Raw genomic sequence first — 24233 nt, 5'->3', positions numbered from 1 at the left:
CGCCGCGCCGGTCACCGCCCCGGTTCAGCGCGCACGGCGGGCTGCTCAGCCGTGGGTCAGCTCGCGGGCCAGCGGAGTGGGGAAGGCGGGCACGAAGCGCGCCTCGCCGAGCCACGCCTGGAGTCGGGCGGCCTCGGCCTCGACCGCGGCGGCGGCCTCGGCACCCCGGTCGGCCAGGAGCCGCCAGACCACCTCGCCGTCGGGCCGGCAGGCCCAGCCGCCGACGATCTCACCGTTCCACCAGACCGTCGGCCCGGCGTTGCCGTTGGTGTCGAAGTGCAGCGACCGGTGCCCGGGGTCGAGGTACCAGTCGCGGTGCTTCCAGCCCATGGTGGTCGGGTCGAGGCCGGGCAGCAGAGCCGCCCACGGCTCCACCTCGTCCGCACCCGCACCCGCACCCGCACCCGCACCCGCACCCGCGAGAGTCTCGACGTCCTCGGGCAGCAGCCAGCCCTGCCCCTCCGGGAGCGCGACCTCGACGGCGCCGACGTCGGCCAGCGCCCGGCGTACGGCGGTGAGCGTCCAGCCCGTCCACCACTTCACGTCGTCGGTGGTGCCCGGCCCGAAGGAGGCGAGCCAGCGACGCACCACCTCCGCCCTGGCCTCCGCGGGGTCCATCGGGGCCATCTCCGGGGCGAGCCCGTAGCGGAACCGGCCGGAGGTCCAGCCGCCCAGGGGACGCCCGCGGCGGACGCGGCCGTCCATCGCCAGCAGCCGCAGCACCCAGCCCCCGACGCGCTGCCGCGCCTCGTACCGCTTGCCGGGCGAAAGCGTGATCATCTCGCCGAGCAGGGGCGCCTGAGCCGAGATCTCGGTCGCGCCGGCCTCGCCGAGGCGCCGCAGCGCCGCCACGGCCTCCTCTTCGGCCGCGGCGAGCCGGGCGGCGTCCCACGGCGTGTCCGCACCGCGGAGCAGACGCAGCAGCGACGCCCGCTCCCGGCGGGCGACGTCGAGGGTGGTGGAGAAGTGGTAGAGCGGCACGTCCTCGACCGGGACGACGAACAGGGTGCGGCGCATGCAGTGCATCCGCAGCAGCGTCCGGTCCTCATAGAGCGCACGCTCCACGTCGGCGAGGTCCGGCGCCGCGAGGCGGGTGTAGGCGCTGAGGGTCACCGTGGCGGCGTCGGTGGCGTGCAGGGCGAGCAGGGCCCGGGTGACCTGCTCGGTCGTCGCGGCGCGGGCGGAGGGGGCGAGCAGGTGGCGGCGGGCCAGGAGCGCGCGGCGCTGGGCGAGGGTGGGTCGCAGCATGCGGCCAGCGTAGGAAGCTCTGCGGACGGTTCAGGTCCTCAAGGACCATCAAGGACCTCGAAGAGCGTCGCAGCCGTGAAGCAGGTCACAGGACTCAACGGAAATAACCGGGGATCGCGCCCCCGTTTACACAGGCGTACCCAGAACCGGGGAACACCTCCCCGGTTCCCGGCCAGCCCCGGGAAGGAAGGAGCGCAGCCCGCCATGACAGTCCCCGCACACGCCACGCGCGGCACCGGCGGCACCCGGCTGCGCGCCGACGCCGTACGGAACCGGGAACGGATCGTCGACGCCGCCCGCGAGGCGTTCGTCCATTACGGACCGGAGGCGCCGCTCGACGAGATCGCCCGGGACGCCGGGGTGGGAAACGCCACGCTCTACCGGCACTTCCCCGACCGCGGCACGCTGATCCACCACGTCGTCCGCACCGTCACGGAACGCATCGCGGACCGCGCGGCGGCCCTCGCGGCGGAGCCGGACACCTTCGAAGCGCTCCGCCGCTTCGTCTTCGACGCGGCAGAGGAACGCATCGGCGCCCTCTGCCCCCTGCTCACCGACCACCTCGACCCGGACGACCCCGCACTCCGCGCCGCGCGCGACCGGCTGGAAACCGCGGCCTCGCACCTGCTGGAACGGGCGCAGCGCGCCGGCACCCTGCGCCCGGACGTCGGTCTCGGCGACCTCATGCTCGCGCTGAGCCAGCTCGCCCGCCCGCTGCCCGGCACCAACTGCCCGGAGATCCGCGGCTTCGTCCACCGCCACCTGCAGATCTTCCTCGACGGGCTGCGTGCCCCGGCCGGCTCCCGACTGACCGGCGCGCCAGCCACCTTCGACGACCTGCGCAGTGCCGCATGCGGCCGGGCGACGTGATCCGTCGCGCCGGGCGATGAGTTCCCCGGCCCGGCCCCGTCCGTAGCCCTGCGCCCTTCACGACCTCCGACCCGCCCGTCCGGCTCCCACTCCCTCTCACCACTCCCTCTCACCACCCGTTTCGCCTTCCTTCACTTCTCACTCGCACCGTGAGGCGGCCCACCCATGCCTGATTCCCCCGGCACAGCCGATCGCACAGCCGATCCCCGGCGCTGGAAAGCGCTCACCTTCATAGCCCTCGCCCAGTTGATGGTCGTGCTGGACGCGACCATCGTGAACATCGCGCTCCCGTCCGCCCAGACGGACCTCGGCATCTCGTCCGGCAGCCGGCAGTGGGTCATCACGGCCTACGCCCTCGCGTTCGGCGGTCTGCTGCTGTTCGGTGGCCGCGTCGCCGACCTGTGGGGCCGTCGGCGCACCTTCGTCACCGGCCTCATCGGTTTCGCCGCCGCGTCCGCCCTGGGCGGCGCCGCGGTGACGCCCGCGATGATGTTCGGCGCCCGCGCCCTCCAGGGCGTCTTCGGCGCCCTGCTGGCACCGGCCGCGCTGTCCCTGCTCGCCGTGATGTTCACCGACGGCCGGGAGCGGGCGAAGGCGTTCGGCATCTACGGCGCCATCGCCGGCGGCGGGGGCGCGATCGGCCTCATTCTCGGCGGGGTCCTCACCGAGTACCTCGACTGGCGCTGGACGTTCTACGTGAACATCCCCTTCGCCGCGATCGCCGCCCTCGGCGCGCTGGCCGTGATCCGCGAACCGTCCGCCGCCCGGAACAACTCCTCGCTGGACGTTCCCGGGGTCCTGCTCTCCACCCTGGGTCTGGTCTCGCTGGTCTACGGCTTCACCCGCGCCGAGTCGGACGGCTGGACCGACGGCCTGACCGTCGCCCTCTTCGTCGCGTCGGCCGTGCTGCTCTCCACGTTCGCCCGGGTCGAGTCGCGGGTCCGTGCACCGCTGCTGCCGCTGCGCGTGGTCGCCGACCGCAACCGGGGCGGGGTGTACCTCTCGCTCGGCCTCGCGGTGATCGCGATGTTCGGCCTGTTCCTGTTCCTCACCTACTACCTCCAGGTGGTCAAGGGCTACTCGCCGGTCGAGACGGGGGTCGCGTTCCTGCCGATGATCGCGGGCATGATCACCGGTTCGACCCAGATCGGCGCCCGGCTGATGACCCGGGTGCGGCCGCGGCTGCTGATGGGCCCGGGCTTCCTCGTCGCCTCGCTCGGCATGCTGCTGCTGACCCAGCTCGAGACGGACAGCTCGTACGTGGCACTGATCCTTCCCGCGCAGCTGATGCTGGGCCTCGGCATGGGCACCGCGTTCATGCCGGCCATGTCGCTGGCCACCGTCGGGGTGCACGCCCAGGACTCCGGCGTGGCATCCGCGATGGTCAACACCTCGCAGCAGGTCGGCGGAGCCATCGGCACCGCGCTGCTCAACACCATCGCGGCCGGCACCACCACCGCCTGGGTCGCCGACCACATCGCTGCCGCCGGCTCCTCGCCGCAGGCGCAGCAACTGGTGCGGCTCCAGGGCATGGTGGAGGGCTACACCACGGCCATCTGGTGGGCGGTGGGCATCCTGCTGACGTCCGCGACACTCGCCGTCACGCTGGTCACCACCCGGGGCCAGGGTACGCCCGTCACCTCTTCCGACGAGCTCCGGAAGGACGGCGGCTCCCCGGACGACGCCCCCGTCCTGGCCGCGATGCACTGACGCCCGCGCCGCGACCGCAGCCGAGGACCCGGCACCACCACGGGGGTGCCGGGTCCTCCCGTGCGACGACGACCGGCGGTCGGCACGTGCGACCCGCCCACCCGTACGCGAGCCGTAGCCGCTGACGGTCTGGGTACGCTGACCACGTCGGCAACGATCCCCAGCACGGGAGTGGTGATGAGCGTCGTGCCCGAGTCCACCCGGCCGTGCCCGCCCGCGGGCCGCTGCTGATGGCCGCCGAACGACTCGTCGTCGTCGGGGGCGACGCGGCCGGAATGGCCGCCGCATCCCGCGCGCGGCGTCTGCGGAAGCCGGACGAGCTGGAGATCGTCGCCTTCGAACGCGGCCGCTTCACCTCGTACTCGGCGTGCGGCATCCCGTACTGGATCGGCGGCGACGTCGGCGAGCGGGACGACCTGATCGCCCGGACTCCCCAGGAGCACCGCGAGCGCGGCATCGACCTGCGGCTGCACACCGAGGTGACCGAACTCGACCTGGACGGGCAGCGGGTCCGTACCCGCGACCGGGACGGGCGCGGGCAGTGGACGGGCTTCGACAAGCTGGTCCTCGCGACCGGCGCGCGCCCACTGCGCCCCCCGCTGGACGGGATCGACGCTCCCGGTGTGCACGGCGTGCAGTCGCTGGAGGACGGCGCCGCGCTGTTCGACGCGCTGGAGCAGCAGGAGTCCGGGGCACCGGCCGGGCGGGAGCCCCGGGCCGTGGTCGTCGGCGCCGGGTACATCGGCGTCGAGATGTCGGAGGCCCTGGTGCGCCGCGGCTACCGCGTCACCGTGCTGGACCGGGCCGAGCAGCCCATGACGACGCTCGACCCCGACATGGGTGCGCTGGTGCGCGAGGCCATGTGCGGCATGGGCATGGACGTGCGCACCGGCGAGGCCGTCACCGGCGTCCTCACCGACGGCCGGGGACGCGCCCGCGCGGTCGCCACCGAGGAGGGCGAGTATCCGGCGGACGTCGTCGTGCTGGGTCTCGGTGTGCGGCCCGAGACGTCGCTCGCCGAGGCGGCCGGCCTGCCGCTGGGCGACTCCGGCGGGCTGCTGACCGACCCGACGATGCGGGTGCGCGGCCGGGGGGACGTGTGGGCCGGCGGCGACTGCGTCGAGGTGCTGGACCTGGTCTCCGGCCGCACCCGGCACATCGCGCTGGGCACGCACGCCAACAAGCACGGCCAGATCATCGGCGCCAACGTGGCCGGGGACTACGGCACGTTCCCGGGCGTGGTCGGCACGGCGGTGAGCAAGGTGTGCGACCTGGAGATCGCCCGTACGGGCCTGCTGGAACAGCAGGCGGACGAGCTCGGCCTGCGCTGGGTCTCCACGACGGTCGAGGCGACCAGCCGCGCCGGGTACTTCCCCGGCGCCGCGCCCATGCACGTGAAGATGCTCGCGGAGGTCCGGACGGGCCGCCTGCTGGGCGTCCAGATCGTCGGCCGGGAGGGTGCGGGCAAGCGCGTCGACATCGCCGCGGTGGCGCTCACCGCGCGGATGACGGTGGAGCAGATGACAGGGCTGGACCTGGGGTACGCGCCGCCGTTCTCCCCCGTGTGGGACCCGGTGCTGGTGGCGGCCCGCAAGGCGGTCTCCGACGTACGGGCCCACGCCCTCTGACGAGCGAGGGGTCCATTCCGGTGCGGCCGGGCGGGCGTGGAACGCTCCGCGTTCGCGGGCGGTGCTCGCGTCGTGTCAGCAGCCGTAGCCCTGCTCGCGTGCCCACTGGCACTGCGTCTCGCCGGACGTGGGCCCGCCGTCGTAGGCGCGCGGGTCCTTGTATCCGGGTCCGACCGGCTCGTGCGGCTCGAACACGCCGTCGCCGTCGACGTCGCCGCCGCCGGGCGTGACCTCGGCGCCCTCCGGCGTGGTGCACGCCGCCCGGTCCTCGGGCCGGGTGGTGCACTGCGCGGGTTCGTCGGCCGCCGAACCCCCGGGGCGGGCGGCGGGCTGCCCCGCGCCTCCCTGCGCCTCGGCCGCAGCCCGGTGCGCCTGCTCCGCAGCCGCCCGTTCGGCGGCGTCGGCGGCACCGGTGCGCGCGGCCTCGGCGGCAGCCCCGAACTGGGCGTCCGCCTGCCGTTCCACGGCCAGCACGCCGGTCCGGGCGTCGGTCCATGCCGCCACGCCGGCGTCTCGCGAGAGGCCGTCCGCGGACCCGTCGGCGGTGCCGCAGGAAGCCGGCCCGAGGGTCAGCACGAGGACGGCGAACGTCACGAGGGCCGCGGGCACCGTACGGCGGCGGGGGCGCGCGGGCGGGCGTCCGGCGGGGCCTGCGATCGGGCTCATGGCGGCTCCCGGTGGTGCGTACGAGCGCGGCATTCGCCATGGTAGGCCGCAGCGCGCCCCGGTGTACACGCATCGGCCCCGGGGTGGGGCGGCAGGGGCACGAACCCGGGAAGCAGCCAGGAGACGGCGGGCGACGCGGGCGACGGCACTGCGGGATCCGTGCCCCGCCCGGTTGCTCAGTCCGCGACCGGACGCCCCGTCATCCGCTGCCACCAGCGGCGGCGCGGCGGGTGAACGGCCCGGCCCAGCCGGCGGCCGAGCAGCAGGTAGCCGAGGAGCGCACCGCTGCAGTTGAGGATCACGTCGTCGACGTCGAACGCCCGCCCGTTGATGAGCGCGCCCTGCACCAGTTCGACGAGCAGCATCACCACCGCCGTGGCCAGGGTGACGCGCAGGAGACCGCGCGCACGCGGGACCAGCACCGGCAGCAGCAGACCGAAGGGTATGCCCAGCACGATGTTGCCGCCGAGCTGCTTGACGGTGTCCTGGAACGCCGGCTGCGAGAGGTAGGCCTGGATGGAGGAGCCCGGTTCGAGGTTGGTGTGCGCGATGGACGCGGACGCCGCCGACGGCTCCAGCGTCAGCCGCGACAGCACGCCCGCGAAGGCGACCATCCCGGCGAACGCCAGCAGCATCGCCAGCACGCGCACGAACCCGGACGGGCCGCGGCGTTCGTCGGCGGAGCGCGACGCGGGCGCGCTCGTCGCGGCGCCCTGCTCCCGCTCCGCTTTCCGCTCCGCCCTCCACTTCGACGTCCGCTGCGCGGCGCCGCCGGTCTTCCCCGGCTCGTGTTCCCGGCCGGTCCACCAGCGACGGAGCCCGCCGGCCACCCCGGCCGCCCCCGTGGCCGTGCCGCCGGACGTCGAACGGCGCTTCGCGCCGGCCTTCGCGCCTGTCGAGGCGCCCGACTTCCGGCCCGGCCTCGTCCTGGTGCCCGGGCGCGATCCGCCGCCCGCCTTCGCACGCCCGCCCTTGGCGGACTTCGTGACGCTCGCGCCGCCGGCCCGGGCCTTCGCGGCGCCGGCTCTGCTCGGTTTGCTCTGTTCCGTGTTCGTGATGCGGGACAGGAACGCACGCACGTTCCGTCACCCCCCACTCGGGTTTCGGGGCTGTCTGGCAGTCCTTACCCCCGCCTTGGGGATGCATGCGCCCTCGGCCGCGCCACTGGTCTGTACCACTAAAGGTCCGCGCGGCGTCTGGTACCCGCCCGCCGGGCGCTGCAACGATGTGCCGTCCTCGCAGTCCGTTTCGCCACCCGACCCGCGCACCACCCCAACCCCCCGAGTCCCCGGCCGTCAGGCCAACCGCCGCCCATGTGAGGAGCGTTCCGATTCCGATGCAGCAGCCCTCCCGTAGACAGACTCTGGCCGGCGCCGCCGGCGCCGTGGCCGCCCTCGGCATCGCGCAGACCGCCACCGCCGCGCCCACCGGCAGCGAGGCCGAACGCGCCGCGCAGCGGCACGCGCACGGCCTGACCCGGCGCATGTCGCTGGAGGAGAAGGTCGGCCAGCTCTTCGTCGTCGAGGTCTACGGCCAGACCGCCGACACCGCACACCCCAGGAACCGCGAGCTGTACGGCGTCGACACGCCCGCCGAGGTGCTGGCCAAGTACCGGCCGGGCGGCGTCATCTACTTCGACGCCCGCCGCGGCCCGGACAACGTGCAGAACCCCCGGCAGATCGCCGGCCTCTCCAACGGCCTCCAGCGCGCCAGCCGCGTCCCGCTGCTCATCTCCGTCGATCAGGAGGGCGGCAGCGTCGTCTACCGCCTCACCGAGCCGACGACGATGATGCCCGGCAACATGGCGCTGGCCGCGACCCGTTCGACCGGCGACGCGTACGACTCCGCGCGCGTGATCGGCACCGAACTCGCCGCCGTCGGCATCACGCAGAACTACGCGCCGGTCGCCGACGTCAACATCAACCCGGAGAACCCGGTCATCGGCGTCCGCTCGTTCGGCTCCGACCCGGACCTGTGCTCCGACATGGTGGGCGCGGGCGTGCGCGGCTACCACCGGGGCGACGTCGCCAGCGCCGCCAAGCACTTCCCGGGCCACGGCGACACCGACACCGACTCGCACTACGGCCTGCCGGTCATCACGCACACCCGCGCGGAGCTGGACAGCATCGACCTGCCGCCGTTCCGCGCCGCGATCCGGCGAGGCGTGGACACCATCATGACCGCGCACATCGTCGTGCCGGCGCTCGACTCGAGCGGCGTACCGGCGACCATGTCGCAGCCGATCATCACCGGCCTGCTCCGCGAGGAACTCGGCTTCGACGGCCTGATCGTCACCGACGCGCTCGACATGCGCGGCGCCTCGGACGACTTCCCGCCGGACGTCGCGCCCGTGCGCGCCCTCCAGGCCGGCTGCGACCAACTGGTGCTCGCCCCCGACCTGGACACCGCCTTCGCCGCGGTGCTGGACGCCGTACGGTCCGGCGAGATCTCCGAGGACCGCATCGACGCCTCGCTGCGCCGGGTACTGCTGCACAAGCTGCGGCGCGGCCTGTTCGGCAACCCGTACGTCAGCGAGGGCCGCGCCGAACGCGTCGTCGGACGCCGTCGCCACCTGTCCGCCGCCCGCGAGATCACGGACCACAGCGTCACCCTGGTCCGCAACGAGGGCGTGCTGCCGCTGTCGACCAGGACGCAGCGCTCGGTGCTGGTGGCCGGCTGGGGCGCCTCGACGACCACGACGCTCGCGGAGGCCGTGTCGCGGCACACCGGGCAGACCGCCACCGCGAAGGACACCGGCACCCGCCCGTCCGACGCGGTCATCGCCGAGACGGTCGCCGCGGCGGAGGACGCCGACCTGGTCGTCGTCACCGCCAACGCGGCCGCAGCCGGCAGCGAGGGCGGCGTCGCGCAGGCCAAGCTGGTCGAGGCGCTGCGCGCCACCGGCACCCCGGTCGTCGCGGTCGCGGTGCGGAACCCGTACGACATCCGCCGCTTCCCGGACGTGGGCGCGTACCTCGCGACGTACTCCTACGGCGCCCCGTCGCTGGACGCGGTGGCCCTCGCACTGTTCGGCAAGCTCGACCCGCGGGGCAAGCTGCCCGTCTCCATCCCCACCCTCGACGACCCCGGCCAGGACCTCTACCCCTTCGGCCACGGCCTCCGGTACTGACGAGCCCCCTCGGCCACCCGACGTGAGCCCCGGCGCCCCCCGCGCCGGGGCTCACCCCTGTCGCGCCCCAGCCGCCCTGTCGCCCTGTCGCCCTGTCGCCCTGTCGCGCCACAATGCACCCATGACCCGTGACCGGCAGGACGACGCTCCCGAGCCCCGCCCGCGACGTGCCGGCGCGCGGGAACCCGCCGACCAGGACCTCGGCGGCGAGCCGGCGTGCATGCTCGACCGGGTCTGCCCCGCGTGCGGCCGCCTCGCCGACGCCGCACCGCCCACCACGTGCCCCCGCTGCGGTGCCGCCGTCGGCGACGTGAGCTGATCCCGGGACCGCCCCACGCCGCACCCGCCCCGCACGGGCCCGCCGTGCTCCACGGCGCGCGCAGCCCTCGCCTTCCGCCTTCCGCATCCCGGCCACCAGTCCGTTTCGGGCGGATTCCGGAGGCTACCCGGGCCCCGCGCCCCGCGCGGCACGACCGGAATCGGTGCAGCCGGGGTTCGGCACAGCCGGACCGTACCGCCGGTCCGTACCGCCGGGAAGGGAGCCACCCGACATGGCCACCGCCGCGCACCGCGCCCGCACCGTCACCGACCGCCACGGCCCGTCCGGGACCGGCCTCGCCCGCACCGACCACCCACGCACCGACCTCTCCCCCGCCGACCGCGCGCGTATCGACCGCGCCCGCCGCCTCGACAACCTGGCCGTGCGCGACCAGGCCACCGCCCTGCTGTGCGTCCCGGTGGCGTTCTGGTTGTGCATCGGCGCCTGGGCGGTCGGCTATGCCGAGACGCAGAAGGGCGGCCAGGCCTACCTCAACGAGTCCGTGGTCGGCGTCCTGTTGCTGTTCCTCGCGCTCAGTCGCTTCCTCCGCCCCCTGCGGCAGCTCTTCGCCTCCGCCGGCATCGCACTGCTCGGCGCGTGGCTGATCGTCTCGCCGTTCCTGTGGAACTACGGCGAACCCCCGAACGCGGCCGTCGGCGCCCCGCGGCTCGAATGGGCCACCGGCGCGATCGTGCTGATCCTCGGCCTGGTCGGCTCCCTCTGGGCGCGCAGCGCCCGCAGGTACGGTTACCGCCCCGGCTGACCCCCGCCTCCGCACGCGGCGCCACCGCACGCCCCGCCTCCGCAGCCGCCGCGCCACTCCCCACCGGCCGGTGCACGGAGGGTCGGCTAGGGTGCGGGGGCGGCCGGCGGCGTGAGGAGCGCGTGCGCCGGAGACATGATCTTGGGAGTGGCAGGCTATGGGCGCGAGTTCCGCGGGCGGTTCCACGTCCCCCGCCGCCGCCCGGATCGCCGTCGACGTCGTCGAACTCCTCGAGGTGCTCTGGGAGCAGGGCCGCAACGCCGTGCCGACCAAGCCCGTCTCGCCGTCCCAGCTCCGCGTGCTCCACGTGCTCCAGCAGGAGGACGGCATCAACCTGCGCGGCCTCGGCGAACTGCTGGGCTCCGCCCCGCCGTCCGTCAGCCGGCTCTGCGACCGGCTGGAGGCCATGGGTCTCCTCGAACGCCACCCCAGCCCGGTCAGCCGGCGCGAACTCGAACTGCACCTGACCCGGCGCGCGGTGACGTATCTGGCCGATTTGCGCACCCGCCGCGAGGACGCCCTGGAGGCCGTGCTGAGCCGCATGCCCGCCACGGAACGGCGGCGGCTGCTCGGCGGACTGGAGAGCTTCGCCACCGCCGCCCGCACGGCCGGCACCGGTCGCCGCAGCGCACCGGACGACGAAGCCCGTCCGGCCTGACTCCGCGGCGCCGTCCCGCGGTCAGGCGCTGTCCTCGTTCACGGCGGTACGGATGCGCTTGAGGCAGGCGGAGAGCAGACGCGACACGTGCATCTGCGAGATGCCCAGGCGCTCCCCGATCTGGGACTGGGTGAGCTCCTCGCCGAAGCGCAGTTCCAGTATCCGGCGGTCGCGGTCGCCGAGTTCGGCGAGCAGCGGGCGTACCGCCTCGAATCCCTCGATTGCGTCGAAGGCAGGGTCGCACGCACCGAGCCGGTCGCCCAGGCTGTGGCCGTCGGCCTCGTCGCGGTCGCTCAGCGCGCCGTCCAGGGACTCGGCGGAGTACCCGTTGGCCGCGACCTGCCCCTCGACGACCTCCTCCACCGTGATGCCGAGGTGGCCCGCGACTTCCTCCGCCGAGGCGGGGCGCCCCAGTTCGGCGAGCAGTTCCTCGTTCGCCATGGCCAGGCGGATGCGCAGCTCCTGGAGCCGGCGCGGCACGTGCACGGCCCAGGTGGTGTCGCGGAAGAAGCGCCGCATCTCGCCGGTGATGTACGGCACCGCGTACGAGGTGAACTCCACTCCCCGGTCGAGGTCGAACCGGTCGATGGCCTTGATCAGTCCGATGGTGCCGACCTGGACGATGTCCTCCTCCGGCTGGTGGCGGTGCCGGAAGCGGCCCGCCGCGTAGCGGACGAGCGTCAGGTTCATCTCGATGAGGGTGTTGCGCGCGTACTGGTACTCGGGCGTGCCCTCCTCCAGGGTCCGGAGGCGCCGGAAGAACAGAACGGACAACTCGCGTGCGTCGCGCGGGGCCACGGCGCCGGGTTCGGCGATGTGCGGCAGGCCCACCTCGGCGGCCTCGTCCGGACGTGCGACGCTGGTGCCGGCCTCGACTGCCGACGGGACTCGCGCTGCGGTGCTCATCTCGACACTCTCCGAAAGGCAACTGTTGTCATCAGGCATGGGGGAATGTGCCCCGCCGGGCGGCGTCTACACCTGCCGCCACCGACTTCCACGCCCCACGGCCGGCCGGATGCACGTGTGGCGGGGGAGAATGCGGGCAAATGGAGGCCTGAGAGACCGGGACGCGGCATCTCCCCCGTCCCCGCAGGCCCGTGAGGCCGACCTCCTCGCGGGCGGACGACGGATCACGTGGAGTGGCACAGTTATGGGCGCGCCTTCTTCCTCGCCGCAGCCGTCCCACGCCGCCGCACGGGCGGCGGCGGAGGCCATCGAGATGCTCGAGGTACTGTGGGAACGCGGCTTCGACGCCGCCTCACCCGCGCCGGTCTCCGCGTTCCAGCTGCGCGTGCTGTACAGCCTGGACCGCGAAGAGGGCATCAACCTCCGCCGGCTCGGCGAACTGCTCGATTCGAGAGCGTCGTCGGTCAGCCGGCTGTGCGACCGCCTGGAGGCCACGGGCTACGTCGAGCGCAGGCCGAGCCCGGTCAGCAGGCGGGAACTGCAACTGCACCTCACCGGCAAGGCCCGCACCTACCTGACGGACCTGCGCGCCCGCCGCGAAGAGGCTCTGCTGAAGGTGCTCGACCGGATGCCCGCACAGGCCCGGCGGGACCTCACCCGCGGGCTGGAGAGCTTCCGGTTCGCCGCCCGGGGGGAGCACGCCCACTCCGGAGAACGGCCGGGCACCGGGGACACCCGCCCGGCCTGAACAGCCGCACCGACGCCTCCCACCCGGCCGTACGTGTTCACACCAGGGCGGCCCGCCCGTGCCAGTCGAGGCAGACCACCAGTGCGTCGTCCTCCAGCGGACCCCGGCCCCGGTAATCGGTCAGCTCGTGCAGCACCGCACGCGGCACCTGGTCCGCGGGGAGCAGGCGCGTGGCGGCGAGCGAACGCGCCAGGGCCCGCTCGCCGTAGCCCGTTCCGCCGGGTGAGGGCGTGTCGTACACCCCGTCGCTGGTGATCAGGAGGCGGTCCCCCGGCCGCACCTGGAAGCGCTCGGAGACGTACGGCGTCTCCTCGAACATGCCCAGCGGCAACTGCGCCTCGAACGTGACCCGTTCGACCTTCCCCTCCCGCAGCCGCCACATCCGGGGCGAGCCCGCGTCCACGGCCGTCACCGCACCGGTGGCCAGGTCGAACTCCAGCAGCAGCACCGACAGGTACCGCTCGCCGTGGTGCTGTGCGTACAGCGCCTGGTCCGCCAGAGCCGCCTGGTCGGCGACGCCGAGCCCGGCGCGACGCGCGTTGCGCAGCGCGTTGACGGCGAGATTGGACAGCAGAGCGGCCTCGATGCCGTCACCCATGCCGTTGGTCACGACGAGGGTCAGGCGGTCCCGCGACGCCGACCAGTCGAAGTTGTCGCCGAAGATGGCGTAGGCGGGCTCCAGATGGCCGCCGAGCGCGAACTCCGGGCGGACACAGGAGCGGCCGGGCAGCAGCTGCCACTGCATCTCGGCGGCGAGCGTGAGGCGGGACGTGCGGCGTGCCACCTGGAACAGGTCGGTGTCCCGCTCCGCGACCAGGATCTCGTGACCGAGGGCCGCGCCGACGTGCTGCATCTCCGGCAGCGCCGTCTCGCGGTACTGCTCCTCGGGCAGCGTGACGGACAGCACCCCCATCCGGTCGCCCCGGACGGTGACCGGCATGTGCACCGCGACCAGCCCCGGCGCCTGCCGGACGACCAGCGGCTCCTGCGCGCCGAACACCCTCCCCTGCGGACTGTCGTGCAGGGGCAGCGGCTCCACGGCCAGCGGGCCGAACTCGACGGACTGGAGCGACTTCATGCCGTAGTCGGCGATGCGCAGCTCGACGCCGGTGGCGCCGTACTGGTCCTTCATGGCCGCCGTGACGACGTCCAGCAGTTGATGCGGGGCGGCATCGCGCAGCGCACGCTCCACGGCGGGGATACCGGCCACTTCGTTCGGCTTCCTTCTGTTTGTGGTGAGCCTTCCCGTTCACCGTACCGCCGGGTCGGTCACTTGTCCTGAAGCAACGATGCCGTCCGCACGTGACCTTGCCGACACCCCGTTCCGCCCCCACGCCCGCCGGCCACCCGCGTGCTCCACCCGTCGGGCCGCACAGGCCTCGTCCGGCCGGCACACGCCCGACCCGGAGCCCCCGCACCGCCCGCCCTCGCAGGGGACTTGCCCCCGCCTCCCCTCCTGTCGGCGCATGACCACCCCCGCAGCGGGAACCCGGCCCTCACGAGCCGCCCCGCACTCCGCCGGACAGCAGGGGCGGCACTTCACGAAAGGAGAAGTCCGTGACGGCCGTGGCCATCATCGCCGGATGCGTACTCCTGCTCGTCCTCGCCTTCCTCCTCCCCCGCCTCTCACGACACCCGGAGCGGGGCGCACACAAGACCCTCGGCGCAGGCTCCCGCACCGCGGGCAAGGCCCCCGGCCCCCTGGGCCGCCTCTTCAGCAAGCCCTTCCGCAGCAGCTCCCGCGCCCTGGGCCGCAGCGGCTCCGCCGGCCGCCGCGCCCGCGGCAAGATGCCCTTCTGATCCGTGCGGCCACGCGGGCTCCGTTCGATCACATCCGCTAGGCTGTCCCCGGAGCCCGGCGCCCTGCGCCGGGGCTCCCGGACGCACCCGGAGCGCGACCCCCGGTCCGCTCCCCCGTCCCGCCTCCGTAGCTCAGGGGATAGAGCACCGCTCTCCTAAAGCGGGTGTCGCAGGTTCGAATCCTGCCGGGGGCACGCCGAAGCAGCAGGTCAGTGGCCCCTCTGCCCGAGAAGGCGGAGGGGCCTCTGGAGTGCAGCACACATTCGGCACACATTGGCTATTCCCACCCCTTGGGAGCCGTGCCCGATGCCCAAGAAGGACGAGCTGTCTCAGCGCCGCAACCGGAATCTCGTAGATCGCCTTGAGGGACTGATGAAGGCCGGGCTGAAGCCCGAGTACGAGGGCTACTACGGACAGCTGATCCTCAGCGGGGACAAGCTGGCGGAACTGGGCGAGCTGGACGACATCCGCCGTGCAGCACGCGAGGCCGGCCGCCGCCTCGGCTGGAAGCCGACCACCAGGCTCGTGGGCGACCGGCTCTTCGTGATCGACGAGCGCGACGTCCCCGAGGAGATCTACGAGCGGGCGAGCAACAACGCCGCTGACCGCATGGAAGAGTTCCTCCGTCCGCGGCCCAGGCCCGTCGACGACAACGACTGAGGGGCGCTTGCAGCGCTGCCCACCAGCACGTGTTCGGCACGCATCAACTCGGTGTCATCTCCAACGCGGCGACCTACTCGGCCGCCTCGCGAGCCTTCCTCTCCGCCTTCTCCAGCTTGGCCTTCGCCTTCGCCAGCTGCTTCGCGCGCCGCTTGTTCATCTTCTTCGAAACCTCGTCGAGCCGGTCCGGGAAGAGGTGCCCATAGGTGTCGAGGGTCAGCGTCGCGGACTTGTGGCCGAGCATCGTCTGTACGACGTTGACGTCGGCTCCGCTGGCGATGGCGAGCGAGGCGGCCGTGTGTCGCAGCTTGTGCGGCGTGAGCTTCAAGTGGTCGAGGCCCGCCTTCGCAACAGCCGGGGCGAAGAAGCGCTGTCGGAAGTTCCGGGCTCGCAGCGGACCGCCCTGCGGAGCGACGAACAGCAGCTCGTCCTCCCTCCTTCCTTCGAGGTGAGGACCCAGTTCCTCGGCCAGGAATCGAGGGATCGGGACTGACCGGCGCTCGTGGTTCTTCGGCGAGTCCAGGTACAGCTTGCCGTTGTCCTCGACGTACGCCTGGACGAGGTGCGCCCGGCAGGCATCAAGGTCGACGCGGCCTACCCTCAGCGCGGACGCCTCACCCCAGCGCAGCCCCGTGTAGGCCAGGAGAAGGATGAAAGCCCGGTACCCGTCCGCCGCATCGGCGAGCGCCTCGGCTTGGAGGTCGTCGAGGTAGACGTGGTCGGCGGGGGCCGGCTTCGGCAGTGGAACGCCGGCGGCCGGGTTGAACGCCAGACGACGGGACTTGACGGCGAAGCCCAGTACGCGACTGAGGACGACGTACGCCTTGCGCACGGAGCGGGCGCTGAGCTTCCTCCCTCCCGCCGCCTCGCCCGACAGCATGTCCGCCAGCCATTCGGCGATGTCCTCGAAGCGGATGCGGTCGAGCGGCGTGGTCCCCCACTTGGGAATCACGTGAACATCGAGAACGCCTCGATAGCGGTTACGAGTTGACCTCTTGAGGTGCACTTGAGCGGCCAGCCAGGACTCCGCCGCCTCGGCGAACTTCACCCGCCCCGCGCCGGGGTCGCGATACGTACCGTCGGCGAGCCGGGTCTCCACCTTCGTCCGCTCGGCTTCGGCATCGACTTTGCGGGCCACGGTTTTCATCTTCGGTTTGCCGTCAGGGTCGTACCACCGCACTCGGTAACGCCCAGGAGGAGTACGGCCTGCCTTCTTGGCCGCTGCCACAGCTTGCGCGTAGGACGTGTGCCCGCTGCGGTCCTCTATCCAGACGCGTGCCATCAGGCTCCTCCCACAATAACGTTGACCTGGGGGCTGGCTGAGCACCCTGTGGAGAGGTCCTTCGGGGACATGAGTGGTGGAAGAACGACGGGAAATGCATCCATGGTCGATAGCTTTAGCTCGAAATCGGCTCGCCTGGCAATAGTTGACTCTGAAAGGTGAAACTTACTTTGCGGTCAGCCTAGTCAGCGTGATCGCGACAGTTTTGCGAGCAGGCAATCGGGATGTACTTTTCCGCACCCCGCACAGCACCTCACGCTCCTCAGGTTCTGTCGAGACCTCGATGCCTCTGGGAGACGTCTTGCTGAGAACCTGGCAGATTCTTCGAGTGAGAGCGGAAGGCGCCGCGACTTTTTCGTCAACCGGCTATCGCTTCCTACAGTTGTGTTCTCCCCGGTCGCCTCGTGGTTGAAGCGAGACGAATGCTCGGGGTTTCCAGAGCGTGCCCTTCTGCTCAGGCACGCCTTCCGCAGACGAGATGGAGTTGACCTTGCCCAACGGATTTCCTCGCCCCGTGAAGGAGGCCATGCGTGGCTCGCTCGCCGCTCCCGCCGAGATCGCCGAGTACCTGGGTGTGCCCGTGAAGACGCTCTACCAGTGGAAGTACCGGGGCATCGGCCCGCAGGTTCACAAGGTCGGTCGGCACCTGCGTTACCGCTGGCACGAGGTTGACGCCTGGCTCGACCAGCAGTCCGCGTACGACCTCACATCCTGACCCACGGGTAGAGCCACCCAACAGACAACCTGGTGAGGGGCATCGGCGCAGCCTGTCCTGCCCGTCACCGGAGAGGACACCGAACGTGGACGCGACGTCGTCACATGGCCCGAGGGCGCCCGCCGCCACCGAGACGAGGCCCACGCCCGTCTGGCCGCCGGTGGCTCCGGTCCCGGGCCAGCGGGCTCAGTGGGAGAGCGGGGACCGGGCCGAGTCTCGGTCCCCACGCCCGGGGACATTGGGCGGTCCCCACATGGAGTTGGTCCCCGGTCCCCTCGGCGGGACCGGGGACCGAGGACTGGACGCCGAGGACCGGTCCCCTGGTCGGAGGACCGGGGACCAACAGCACCTCGGTGTCGGTCGGCAACAGGCGAAGGGCGTCGCCGGGCCCGACATCCAGGTACGGGCTGCGAACGAGATGCCCGCTGATGAGGAAGAGCTGCAGGACAGTGGCCTGCAGGCCGCACCGCACGCTGTAGGCCATGCCGTTCCGGGCGGACCCGCGTCCTCCCCGAGAGGGGACCAAGAGCCGAGTCCCCGCCTCATGGTCCCCACGGCGGGGACCGGTCCCCAGGCCGTAGACAGTGCGCTTGGGGACCGAGACGGAGGGGACCGTGGTCCCCAACGTGCCGCGAGCGCCGGCGGTCCCGTGGGGACCGGGGCGGGACGCGGCGGGACCGTGGTCCCCGACGACGGTTCGGGGACCGGGGACCGTGCCCGCCTTCAGGGGACCGGGGACGGGACCGAGTTGCTGGATGAGCTGCGGTCGACCATCGGCAAGTACGCCGTGCTGCCAAGTCCGGAGGCGCTGACCGCGGTGACGTTGTGGGTGGCGGCCTCCCACGTCCAGCCGGTCCTTCAGCACGCGCCTCGGCTGGCGGTGGTGGGGCCGACCAAGGGCTGCGGCAAGTCCCGTGTCCTGGACGTGCTGCACGAGACCGTGCACCGGCCGATGATGACAGTGAACACCTCGCCGGCCGTGGTCTTCCGCGTGATCGGCAAGGCCCCGCCGACGCTGCTGGTGGACGAGGCCGACACCATCTTCGGCCCCAAGGCGGGCGAGAAGGAGGACCTGCGCGGCCTGCTCAACGCCGGCCACCAGCGCAACCGGCCCGCCTGGCGCATCGCTGGCCCCGAGCACAAGCCCACGGCGTTCCCGACGTTCGCGATGGCCGCGCTGGCCGGGATCGGCGACCTCCCCGACACGATCATGGACCGGGCCGTGGTGCTCCGCATGCAGAAGCGCAAGCCCGGCGAGCGCATCACCCCGTTCCGCTCTCGATACGCCGTGCCCGAGCTGAACGCGCTGCGCGACCGGCTGACCGACTGGCTGACCCCGCTCCGTGACTCCGCTTCCCGTCTGGTGCCGAAGATGCCGGTCGAGGACCGTGCCGCCGACACCTGGGAGCCGCTGGTCCTGGTCGCCGACCTGGCCGGCGGACACTGGCCAGGCAGCGCCCGCGCCGCCTGCCTGGCCATGACCCAGCACGAAGCCGTCCAGGACGAGCAGACCACGCTGAAGACGCGACTGCTGCGCGACATCCGCCGCATCTTCGAACAGGAAGGCAACACAGAGGTCCTGCGCAGCCATGACCTGCTCGCCGCCCTCGTCCAGGACGCCGAGGCACCCTGGGGTGATTACGGCACCAAGGGCCTGAACGCCTACCACCTGTCGGCGTTGCTACGGGATTTCGAGATCCGCCCGGCGAACCACCGGTTCGAGAACGGCCGACAGGCCAAGGCGTACGCCCGCAACCAGTTCCTCGACGCCTGGGCCCGCTACTGCCCCGAAACCGCCCCACCAGCACCCACAGGCGAGCCTGAACCCGAGCCCGCGCGTCGTGCGCAGGGCACGCCGCCCGTCCCTCTGTCCGGACCACTACCCGTGGCCCCGCCTGGCAGCGCCTACGGCCCCAGGCCCACCCGCTGACCCGAGGCACAACCGGTCCGTCTCAGTCCGTCGCATCCGTCCCGACGCAGGTCACTGCCGGGACGGACTTCCTCGCCGGGACGGAGTAATCCGTACCACCGGCCGAACCCGTACCTGTCCTGACCAGCACTGGGACGGATGCGACGGACGCGACACAACACCACCCGGCAAACAGCAGGAGCACACGTGCCCGAAACCCTCCCCGGCACCGGCCCTACCCGAGCCCCCGAAGGAGAGTCCCGCCAGACCCACCGACCAGCAGCAAGCTGGAGCGGACGAGCCTCAAACGAGGCTTCGTCCGCGCTTACCTCCGCCCCGGGGTGGCGGAGGAGGCCGAGCGCCAGGGGGCGCCCGAGCCAGGGAACGGGGCGACCGCCGCGAACACCGCGACACCGCCTGCCGACGATGCCCGCACACCGATCGAGCAACCGTCATGGCGGAACTCGGATGACCCACCGGTGCCCGCTCTGCTGAACCGCAAGCGCACCCGCGAGCGGCGCGACCGGGTCAGGAACATCCGCTTCACCCCGACCGCGGCCGGCATCATCGCCCGCGCGGCCGAGCAGCGCGGCCAGAAGTTCGCCGGGTTCGTCGGCGACGCCGCGCTCGCCGCCGCCCTCGGCGACCAGCTCGTCGGCAGCCCGGAGGACGACCCCGTCCGCCCGCTCGTCGAGGCCCTCGAGGCCCACACCGTGGCGCTGAACCGAGTAGGGCGGAACCTCAACCAGATCACCGCAGCCATCCATCGCAGCACCATCCCCGACCACGCCGAAGCCGTCCTCGACCGCGTCGACGATGCTGTCCGGCGCAGCTATGAGCTGATGGACCAGCTTCTGGCGGAGGGTGTCCCGCATGGTGCCTGACGTCTCCGCCGGCTCCGACACCCGTGGCCTGGTCGCCTATCTCTTCGGCCCTGGCCGCCGTGACGAGCACACCGACCCCCACATCGTCGCCGCCTGGGACCCCGCCGGCGCACCCGACCCCGGCCGCGACCCCGAGGCCACCTACACCCAGCTCGCCCAGCGCCTCGACCAGCACTTCGATCTCCGCACCCGAGAACTCGGCGGCGAAAAGCCACGCCAGCATGTGTGGCACTGCCCGGTCCGCACCGCGCCCGGCGACCGCTACCTCACCGACGCCGAGTGGGCCGAGGTCGCCCGCCGGGTCGTGGCCGCCTCCGGCATCGCCCCCGACGGTGATGAGAAGGCGTGCCGGTGGATCGCCGTGCGGCACGCCGAGGACCACATCCACATCCTCGCCACCACCGTCCGCGCCGACGGCCGCCGCCCCCGCACCCACCGCGACGGCCAACGCGCCCAAGCCGAATGCCGCAAGATCGAAGCCGAGTTCGGGCTGCGACGCCTGCGATCTGGTGACCACACCGCACCCCGCACCCCCACCGGCGCCGAACACGCCAAGACCCGCCGGCAGGGCAAGCAGGCCACCGCACGTAAGTGGCTGCGTGAGCAGGCGTACGCAGTTGCCGCCGCCGTACGCACCGAGGCCGACTACTTCACGGTGCTGCAGTCCCTGGGCATCAAGGTCAAGACACGCCTCGGCCCCAACAGCGGCGACGTCATCGGCTACAGCCTCGCCGCCCCCGGCGACACCAACACGGCAGGCGAACCGGTCTGGTACGGCGGCTCCAAACTCGCCCCCGACCTTTCCATTAACCGCCTCCGCGAACGCCTCCCCAACCACGAGCTGGCCCACCGCCCTCAGCACGTAAGGGACCCTGCCCAGCCGTGGCGCCAGGCCGCTACCGAACTGGACACAGCCCGCACCGTCCTCGGCTCCGGCGACGAGGCCGCCGCACAGGGCTACGTCGCCGCCTTCGGCGACACCCTCCACAACCTCGCCCTCGCCACACCCGGCCCAAACCGCCACGAACTACAAGCAGCAGCCAAGGCGTTCGACCGCGCCCGCCACTCCAGCATCCGCGCCGACCACCAAGCCGCAGGCGCCCTGCGAGAAGCGGCGAGGGAACTCCTCTACGCCTCCCACGCCCCCGGCGGACTCACCATCGCCCTCGTCTTCTCTGCGCTCCACCTCGCCCGCGCCGCCGCCAAGTGGCACGAACAACACGGCCACCAACAGCAAGCAGCCGCCGCCCAGCAAGCCCTCCACCACCTACAGGCGGGCTACCAACAGGCGGCCAGACCGGCCCTGACCGAACTCGCCCGCCGCGCACCACGCGCCACAACCACACGCCGCTTCGAACAGGCCCTCCGCACGGCCCTCCCCGACCACGCCGAGCACGTCCTGGCCGACCCCGCCTGGCCCGCCCTGACCACAACCCTCGCCCGCGCCGAAACCGCTGGGGACAGCCCGCACCGCCTCCTGGCCACCGTCGGCGCACAACGAGAACTCGACACCGCCCACCACCCAGCCGAAGTCCTCACCTGGCGCATCACCGCACACCCCGGCAAGCGGGCAAAAGGCGCTGGCGAACGAACTGTCGGTGATGCCAGCCCTCAGTCGTCTGTGGCACGAAGTGCCGCTGCGCCCGCGAACACACCTGACGAGCGCCGTCGGCGACGCCAGTAGACCCCTGAGGACGATAAGATGCTCTGCCCAGCCAGACGACCGGGAACGGGGGCTTGATGACACATCCGCCGGGCCCTGAAAGGCAGGGGCGCAGGCCCAGTCAGACGTCACAAGGCGTAGCGTGGCTGTCCAACTTCAGGCCCGGCGACGCCCCCACCGCGCAGCAGCTAATCGACAGCCTGCACTTCTTCTCGTCGACGAAGTTCCGGCAGGGTCTGACGGAACACCTGCACGCGGTAATCACACACGCAACACCAGCGCAACGACCCGCTGCGCTTTATAGCGTCCACTCCTCCGATGCGAGCGGGACCATGTTCACTGGCTGCCTAGAGCCGCTGGTCCCCAGTACGGGGGGCAGCGAATTGATCGTGCAGAACATCATACGTGCGACGGAGCGAGCGTTCGACAACACCGTGGTGTCACGCCAGACGTCGTCCTTAGAGCTACTGAAGGACCGGCGGGTTCGGCGCCTGGTGTTCGTGTCCGACTACGCCGGATCAGGCGACGAAGCACTAAAGTACGCGCGGACCTGGCTGCGCAACCCAACAATCCGCAGTTGGCGCTCTCTCAAACTCGTGCAGCTACACCTGGTGTTGTTCGCCGCGTCGACGACCGCCCTCAAGCGCCTGGACGCGAGCCCCTACTACGACGGCGTGCACGTTCTCCATTGCGGCATGGACTTCCCGTCTGCCGACTGGGAACCGGCCGAGCGCAACCGCATCAGGCTGTTGTGCAACACCTACGCACATTCAGTGGGTGGCGCCCGCGGGTGGAGCGACAGCGAAGGCCTCGTGGTGTTCGAGCACACCATCCCGAACAACCTTCCAATGGTCGTGCATCAGACTAAAGGTCGTTCCCCGTACGGCAAATGGGTGCCGTTCTTCCGTCATCGAACTGCTCCGCAGGAGCTGATGCAGTCGCTGGCGGACTACCGGCCGGAATTTGACCGGCAGAGCCGGCTCCGCGCGGTCCGGCAGCCGCGTCTGGCTGCGGCGAGCCAGCTCCACAAGATGGACCGACCGGAACTGGCACGGATCATCGACATCCTCGCTCATATCGCTGGAGGGCGGCGCAGCCCGGCGCAGCTCGCAGCAGTCCTGGGCATCTCTGTCCCGGCTGCCAGGGAGATCACTCTACGGGCATGGCGCCTGGGTCTGCTGGACGAGCAGACGCGACTCACGGACGCTGGTTGGCAAGAGCTGCGTAGCGCAAAGGCTAGGCCCCGGAGGGTCGTTGGCGTGTTGCAGGGCAGCACCGAGCCCTACTATCCTCGCCGACTGAAGGGGAGTCGGTGACGCCTAGAGATATCGGCGAGGTTCTCGTCGAGGCAGCGACCCACTCGTTTGTGGGTCAGGCTGTAGCTATGAGCTACGGCTGTGAGCAAACTGGCGACCGCATGGGACTTGAGACGCGCCCGGTGCCTACGTGGGCCTGGTGGCCCGTTCCAAGGCCCTAGCGGGATACACCAAAGGTAGGCTGTTATCGACTCCCCCAACGTCTATCGAAGACACGGCTTGGGCCACCGAATCGATCCACAGGTCTTGGACGAAGCCCTCACGCAGATCCGGCGAGCCGAAGGCTACTCGGTCACACCGATACTGACTCTGCGGCATCTGGCGCACCTGACAGGCGCGGAGTACCTATACCTGCGAAGGATCGTGCAGCGACAGCTCGACCCCTATACCGTGTTCTCACGACCAAAGCGCACGCCGGGAAAGGTCCGGACCATCGCCTCGCCGAGTCCAGTGCTGATGGACCTCCAGCGGTGGCTGCTCTCCAATGTTTTTGAGCGCGTCCGCCCACATCGGGCCAGTTACGCATACCAGCCGGGACGCTCAGCTGTCCTATGCGCGAAACGGCACCTGGGCGCCACCTGGCTCCTGAAGTTCGACCTCCACGACTTCTTCCACTCTGTCGACGAGCGGGCGGTATACCGCGTCCTGCGGACTGTGGGCTACAACAAGCTGATCTCTTTCGAGATCGCACGCGTCTGCACCAGACTCCCTGGCGGGGAGACGAGGGCCATCACTAGGTTCAAGTACCCGACCATCGACTCCTATCCCGGGTGGGCTCCCGGCTTCCTGCCACAGGGTGCCCCGACGAGCGGGGCTATCGCGAACCTAGCCGCCCGCGAGTTGGACGACCGGTTGTGGGAGGTGGCAGACCGGTACGACCTCGCCTACACCCGCTACGCGGACGACATGACATTTTCGACGCTGCGCCAGCTGAGCCGCGTCACAGTGAACCGCTGCATTGCAGACATCACCAAGGTGGTGCACCGGGCGCACTTCAGGGTGCACCGCAAGAAGACTCGCGTCATCCCGCCCGGCGCCCGAAAAGTTGTTCTAGGACTGCTCGTGGATGGTGACAGGCTGCGGATGCCCGTGCCAGCGCGGCAACGGCTAGAAACCCACGTTCGGGGTGCCGCCACCTTCGGGCTTACCGCGCACGTGGAGCATGCCCGCTACAGTTCGCTCGGCGGCTTCATCCGTCACGTCGACGGCCTGCTGCGGTACGCGCAAGGCGTCGACCGATCCTGGGCGGGGGCGCTGGCCGAGCGGTGGGAGGCGGTGCTGAAAGTGGAGGGCATCACCGTGCTGGACCGCGAACGCTGGTAGCCCCCAAGACCTCACGGTCGGGCTTACAAGGTCTG

Annotated in this window: 22 protein-coding genes and 1 tRNA gene; 17 read left to right on the top strand and 6 right to left on the bottom strand. The window is 71.7% G+C overall.

Going from position 1 to position 24233, the window contains the following annotated elements; all coding sequences use genetic code 11:
• Positions 1 to 45: 45 nt before the first annotated feature.
• Complete coding sequence (locus RM572_RS11660) at positions 46 to 1248, bottom strand: winged helix DNA-binding domain-containing protein (protein WP_311673220.1); 1203 nt, start codon at positions 1246 to 1248, stop codon at positions 46 to 48.
• Between the two features lie 204 nt (positions 1249 to 1452).
• On the opposite strand from RM572_RS11660, the gene RM572_RS11655 reads away from it, so the two are divergent.
• From RM572_RS11655 to RM572_RS11645, 3 genes are all read left to right on the top strand, one after another.
• Positions 1453 to 2118 (top strand): TetR/AcrR family transcriptional regulator, encoded by a 666-nt coding sequence (locus RM572_RS11655; protein WP_311673219.1) that lies wholly within the window; start codon positions 1453 to 1455, stop codon positions 2116 to 2118.
• A 165-nt stretch (positions 2119 to 2283) separates the two neighbouring features.
• Positions 2284 to 3828 carry an MFS transporter gene (locus RM572_RS11650; protein WP_311673217.1) on the top strand — a complete coding sequence of 515 codons (1545 nt, stop codon included), beginning with the start codon at positions 2284 to 2286 and terminating at the stop codon, positions 3826 to 3828.
• 230 nt (positions 3829 to 4058) lie between these two features.
• Entirely contained in the window at positions 4059 to 5456 is a 1398-nt protein-coding gene (locus tag RM572_RS11645; RefSeq protein WP_311673288.1) for an FAD-dependent oxidoreductase, read from the top strand.
• 75 nt (positions 5457 to 5531) lie between these two features.
• On the opposite strand, the gene RM572_RS11640 is transcribed toward RM572_RS11645, so the two are convergent.
• A complete protein-coding gene (locus RM572_RS11640) occupies positions 5532 to 6122 on the bottom strand; it encodes a hypothetical protein (RefSeq protein WP_311673216.1) in 591 nt (196 codons plus the stop codon).
• A gap of 176 nt (positions 6123 to 6298) precedes the next feature.
• Entirely contained in the window at positions 6299 to 7201 is a 903-nt protein-coding gene (locus tag RM572_RS11635; RefSeq protein WP_394813582.1) for a VanZ family protein, read from the bottom strand.
• A 257-nt stretch (positions 7202 to 7458) separates the two neighbouring features.
• Here RM572_RS11635 and RM572_RS11630 point away from each other — a divergent pair, with 257 nt between their 5' ends.
• From RM572_RS11630 to RM572_RS11615, 4 genes are all read left to right on the top strand, one after another.
• Entirely contained in the window at positions 7459 to 9252 is a 1794-nt protein-coding gene (locus RM572_RS11630; protein WP_311673215.1) for a glycoside hydrolase family 3 protein, read from the top strand.
• A 121-nt stretch (positions 9253 to 9373) separates the two neighbouring features.
• The gene (locus RM572_RS11625) at positions 9374 to 9571 is read left to right on the top strand and encodes a hypothetical protein (RefSeq protein WP_311673214.1); all 198 of its coding nucleotides are present in this window, start codon (positions 9374 to 9376) and stop codon (positions 9569 to 9571) included.
• Between the two features lie 232 nt (positions 9572 to 9803).
• Positions 9804 to 10334, top strand: coding sequence for an SPW repeat domain-containing protein (locus RM572_RS11620; protein WP_311673212.1), 531 nt, complete (start codon positions 9804 to 9806; stop codon positions 10332 to 10334).
• A 157-nt stretch (positions 10335 to 10491) separates the two neighbouring features.
• A complete protein-coding gene (locus RM572_RS11615) occupies positions 10492 to 10992 on the top strand; it encodes a MarR family winged helix-turn-helix transcriptional regulator (protein WP_311673210.1) in 501 nt (166 codons plus the stop codon).
• 21 nt (positions 10993 to 11013) lie between these two features.
• On the opposite strand, the gene RM572_RS11610 is transcribed toward RM572_RS11615, so the two are convergent.
• On the bottom strand, positions 11014 to 11898 hold the full coding sequence (locus RM572_RS11610; protein WP_311673209.1) for a SigB/SigF/SigG family RNA polymerase sigma factor: 885 nt from the start codon (positions 11896 to 11898) through the stop codon (positions 11014 to 11016).
• A 244-nt stretch (positions 11899 to 12142) separates the two neighbouring features.
• Here RM572_RS11610 and RM572_RS11605 point away from each other — a divergent pair, with 244 nt between their 5' ends.
• Complete coding sequence (locus RM572_RS11605; RefSeq protein WP_311673208.1) at positions 12143 to 12646, top strand: MarR family winged helix-turn-helix transcriptional regulator; 504 nt, start codon at positions 12143 to 12145, stop codon at positions 12644 to 12646.
• Positions 12647 to 12683: 37 nt separating this feature from the next.
• Here the strand turns inward: RM572_RS11605 and RM572_RS11600 are convergent, their stop codons facing one another.
• Positions 12684 to 13856, bottom strand: coding sequence for a PP2C family protein-serine/threonine phosphatase (locus RM572_RS11600; protein ID WP_311673207.1), 1173 nt, complete (start codon positions 13854 to 13856; stop codon positions 12684 to 12686).
• 347 nt (positions 13857 to 14203) lie between these two features.
• Between RM572_RS11600 and RM572_RS11595 the strand changes: the two genes are divergently transcribed.
• The 3 genes from RM572_RS11595 (at position 14204) to RM572_RS11585 (ending at position 15106) form a co-directional block, all read left to right on the top strand.
• On the top strand, positions 14204 to 14446 hold the full coding sequence (locus RM572_RS11595; RefSeq protein WP_027765834.1) for a DUF6411 family protein: 243 nt from the start codon (positions 14204 to 14206) through the stop codon (positions 14444 to 14446).
• A 121-nt stretch (positions 14447 to 14567) separates the two neighbouring features.
• Positions 14568 to 14640: transfer RNA gene (locus RM572_RS11590), tRNA-Arg, on the top strand.
• Positions 14641 to 14752: 112 nt separating this feature from the next.
• Positions 14753 to 15106: a hypothetical protein gene (locus tag RM572_RS11585; protein WP_311673205.1), complete on the top strand. Its 354-nt coding sequence runs from the start codon at positions 14753 to 14755 to the stop codon at positions 15104 to 15106.
• Positions 15107 to 15179: 73 nt separating this feature from the next.
• Here the strand turns inward: RM572_RS11585 and RM572_RS11580 are convergent, their stop codons facing one another.
• Positions 15180 to 16253 (bottom strand): tyrosine-type recombinase/integrase, encoded by a 1074-nt coding sequence (locus RM572_RS11580; RefSeq protein WP_311673286.1) that lies wholly within the window; start codon positions 16251 to 16253, stop codon positions 15180 to 15182.
• Between the two features lie 661 nt (positions 16254 to 16914).
• Here RM572_RS11580 and RM572_RS11575 point away from each other — a divergent pair.
• The 6 genes from RM572_RS11575 (at position 16915) to RM572_RS11550 (ending at position 24198) form a co-directional block, all read left to right on the top strand.
• On the top strand, positions 16915 to 17103 hold the full coding sequence (locus RM572_RS11575; RefSeq protein WP_311673204.1) for a helix-turn-helix transcriptional regulator: 189 nt from the start codon (positions 16915 to 16917) through the stop codon (positions 17101 to 17103).
• Positions 17104 to 17782: 679 nt separating this feature from the next.
• The gene (locus RM572_RS11570; RefSeq protein WP_311673203.1) at positions 17783 to 19033 is read left to right on the top strand and encodes a DUF3631 domain-containing protein; all 1251 of its coding nucleotides are present in this window, start codon (positions 17783 to 17785) and stop codon (positions 19031 to 19033) included.
• Between the two features lie 458 nt (positions 19034 to 19491).
• Positions 19492 to 19896, top strand: coding sequence for a hypothetical protein (locus RM572_RS11565; protein ID WP_311673202.1), 405 nt, complete (start codon positions 19492 to 19494; stop codon positions 19894 to 19896).
• On the top strand, positions 19886 to 21580 hold the full coding sequence (locus RM572_RS11560; protein WP_311673201.1) for a relaxase/mobilization nuclease domain-containing protein: 1695 nt from the start codon (positions 19886 to 19888) through the stop codon (positions 21578 to 21580). The genes RM572_RS11565 and RM572_RS11560 overlap by 11 nt, the downstream gene beginning before the upstream one ends.
• A gap of 56 nt (positions 21581 to 21636) precedes the next feature.
• On the top strand, positions 21637 to 22875 hold the full coding sequence (locus tag RM572_RS11555; protein ID WP_449657213.1) for a phosphoribosyltransferase-like protein: 1239 nt from the start codon (positions 21637 to 21639) through the stop codon (positions 22873 to 22875).
• Positions 22876 to 23121: 246 nt separating this feature from the next.
• Positions 23122 to 24198 (top strand): reverse transcriptase family protein, encoded by a 1077-nt coding sequence (locus RM572_RS11550; RefSeq protein WP_311673197.1) that lies wholly within the window; start codon positions 23122 to 23124, stop codon positions 24196 to 24198.
• Positions 24199 to 24233: the final 35 nt, after the last annotated feature.

This window comes from Streptomyces hazeniae, from assembly GCF_031845485.1.
Taxonomy (GTDB): domain Bacteria; phylum Actinomycetota; class Actinomycetes; order Streptomycetales; family Streptomycetaceae; genus Streptomyces; species Streptomyces hazeniae.
The sequence above is the reverse complement of the archived record's forward strand: the minus strand, read 5'-3'. Positions and strand labels throughout refer to the sequence as shown.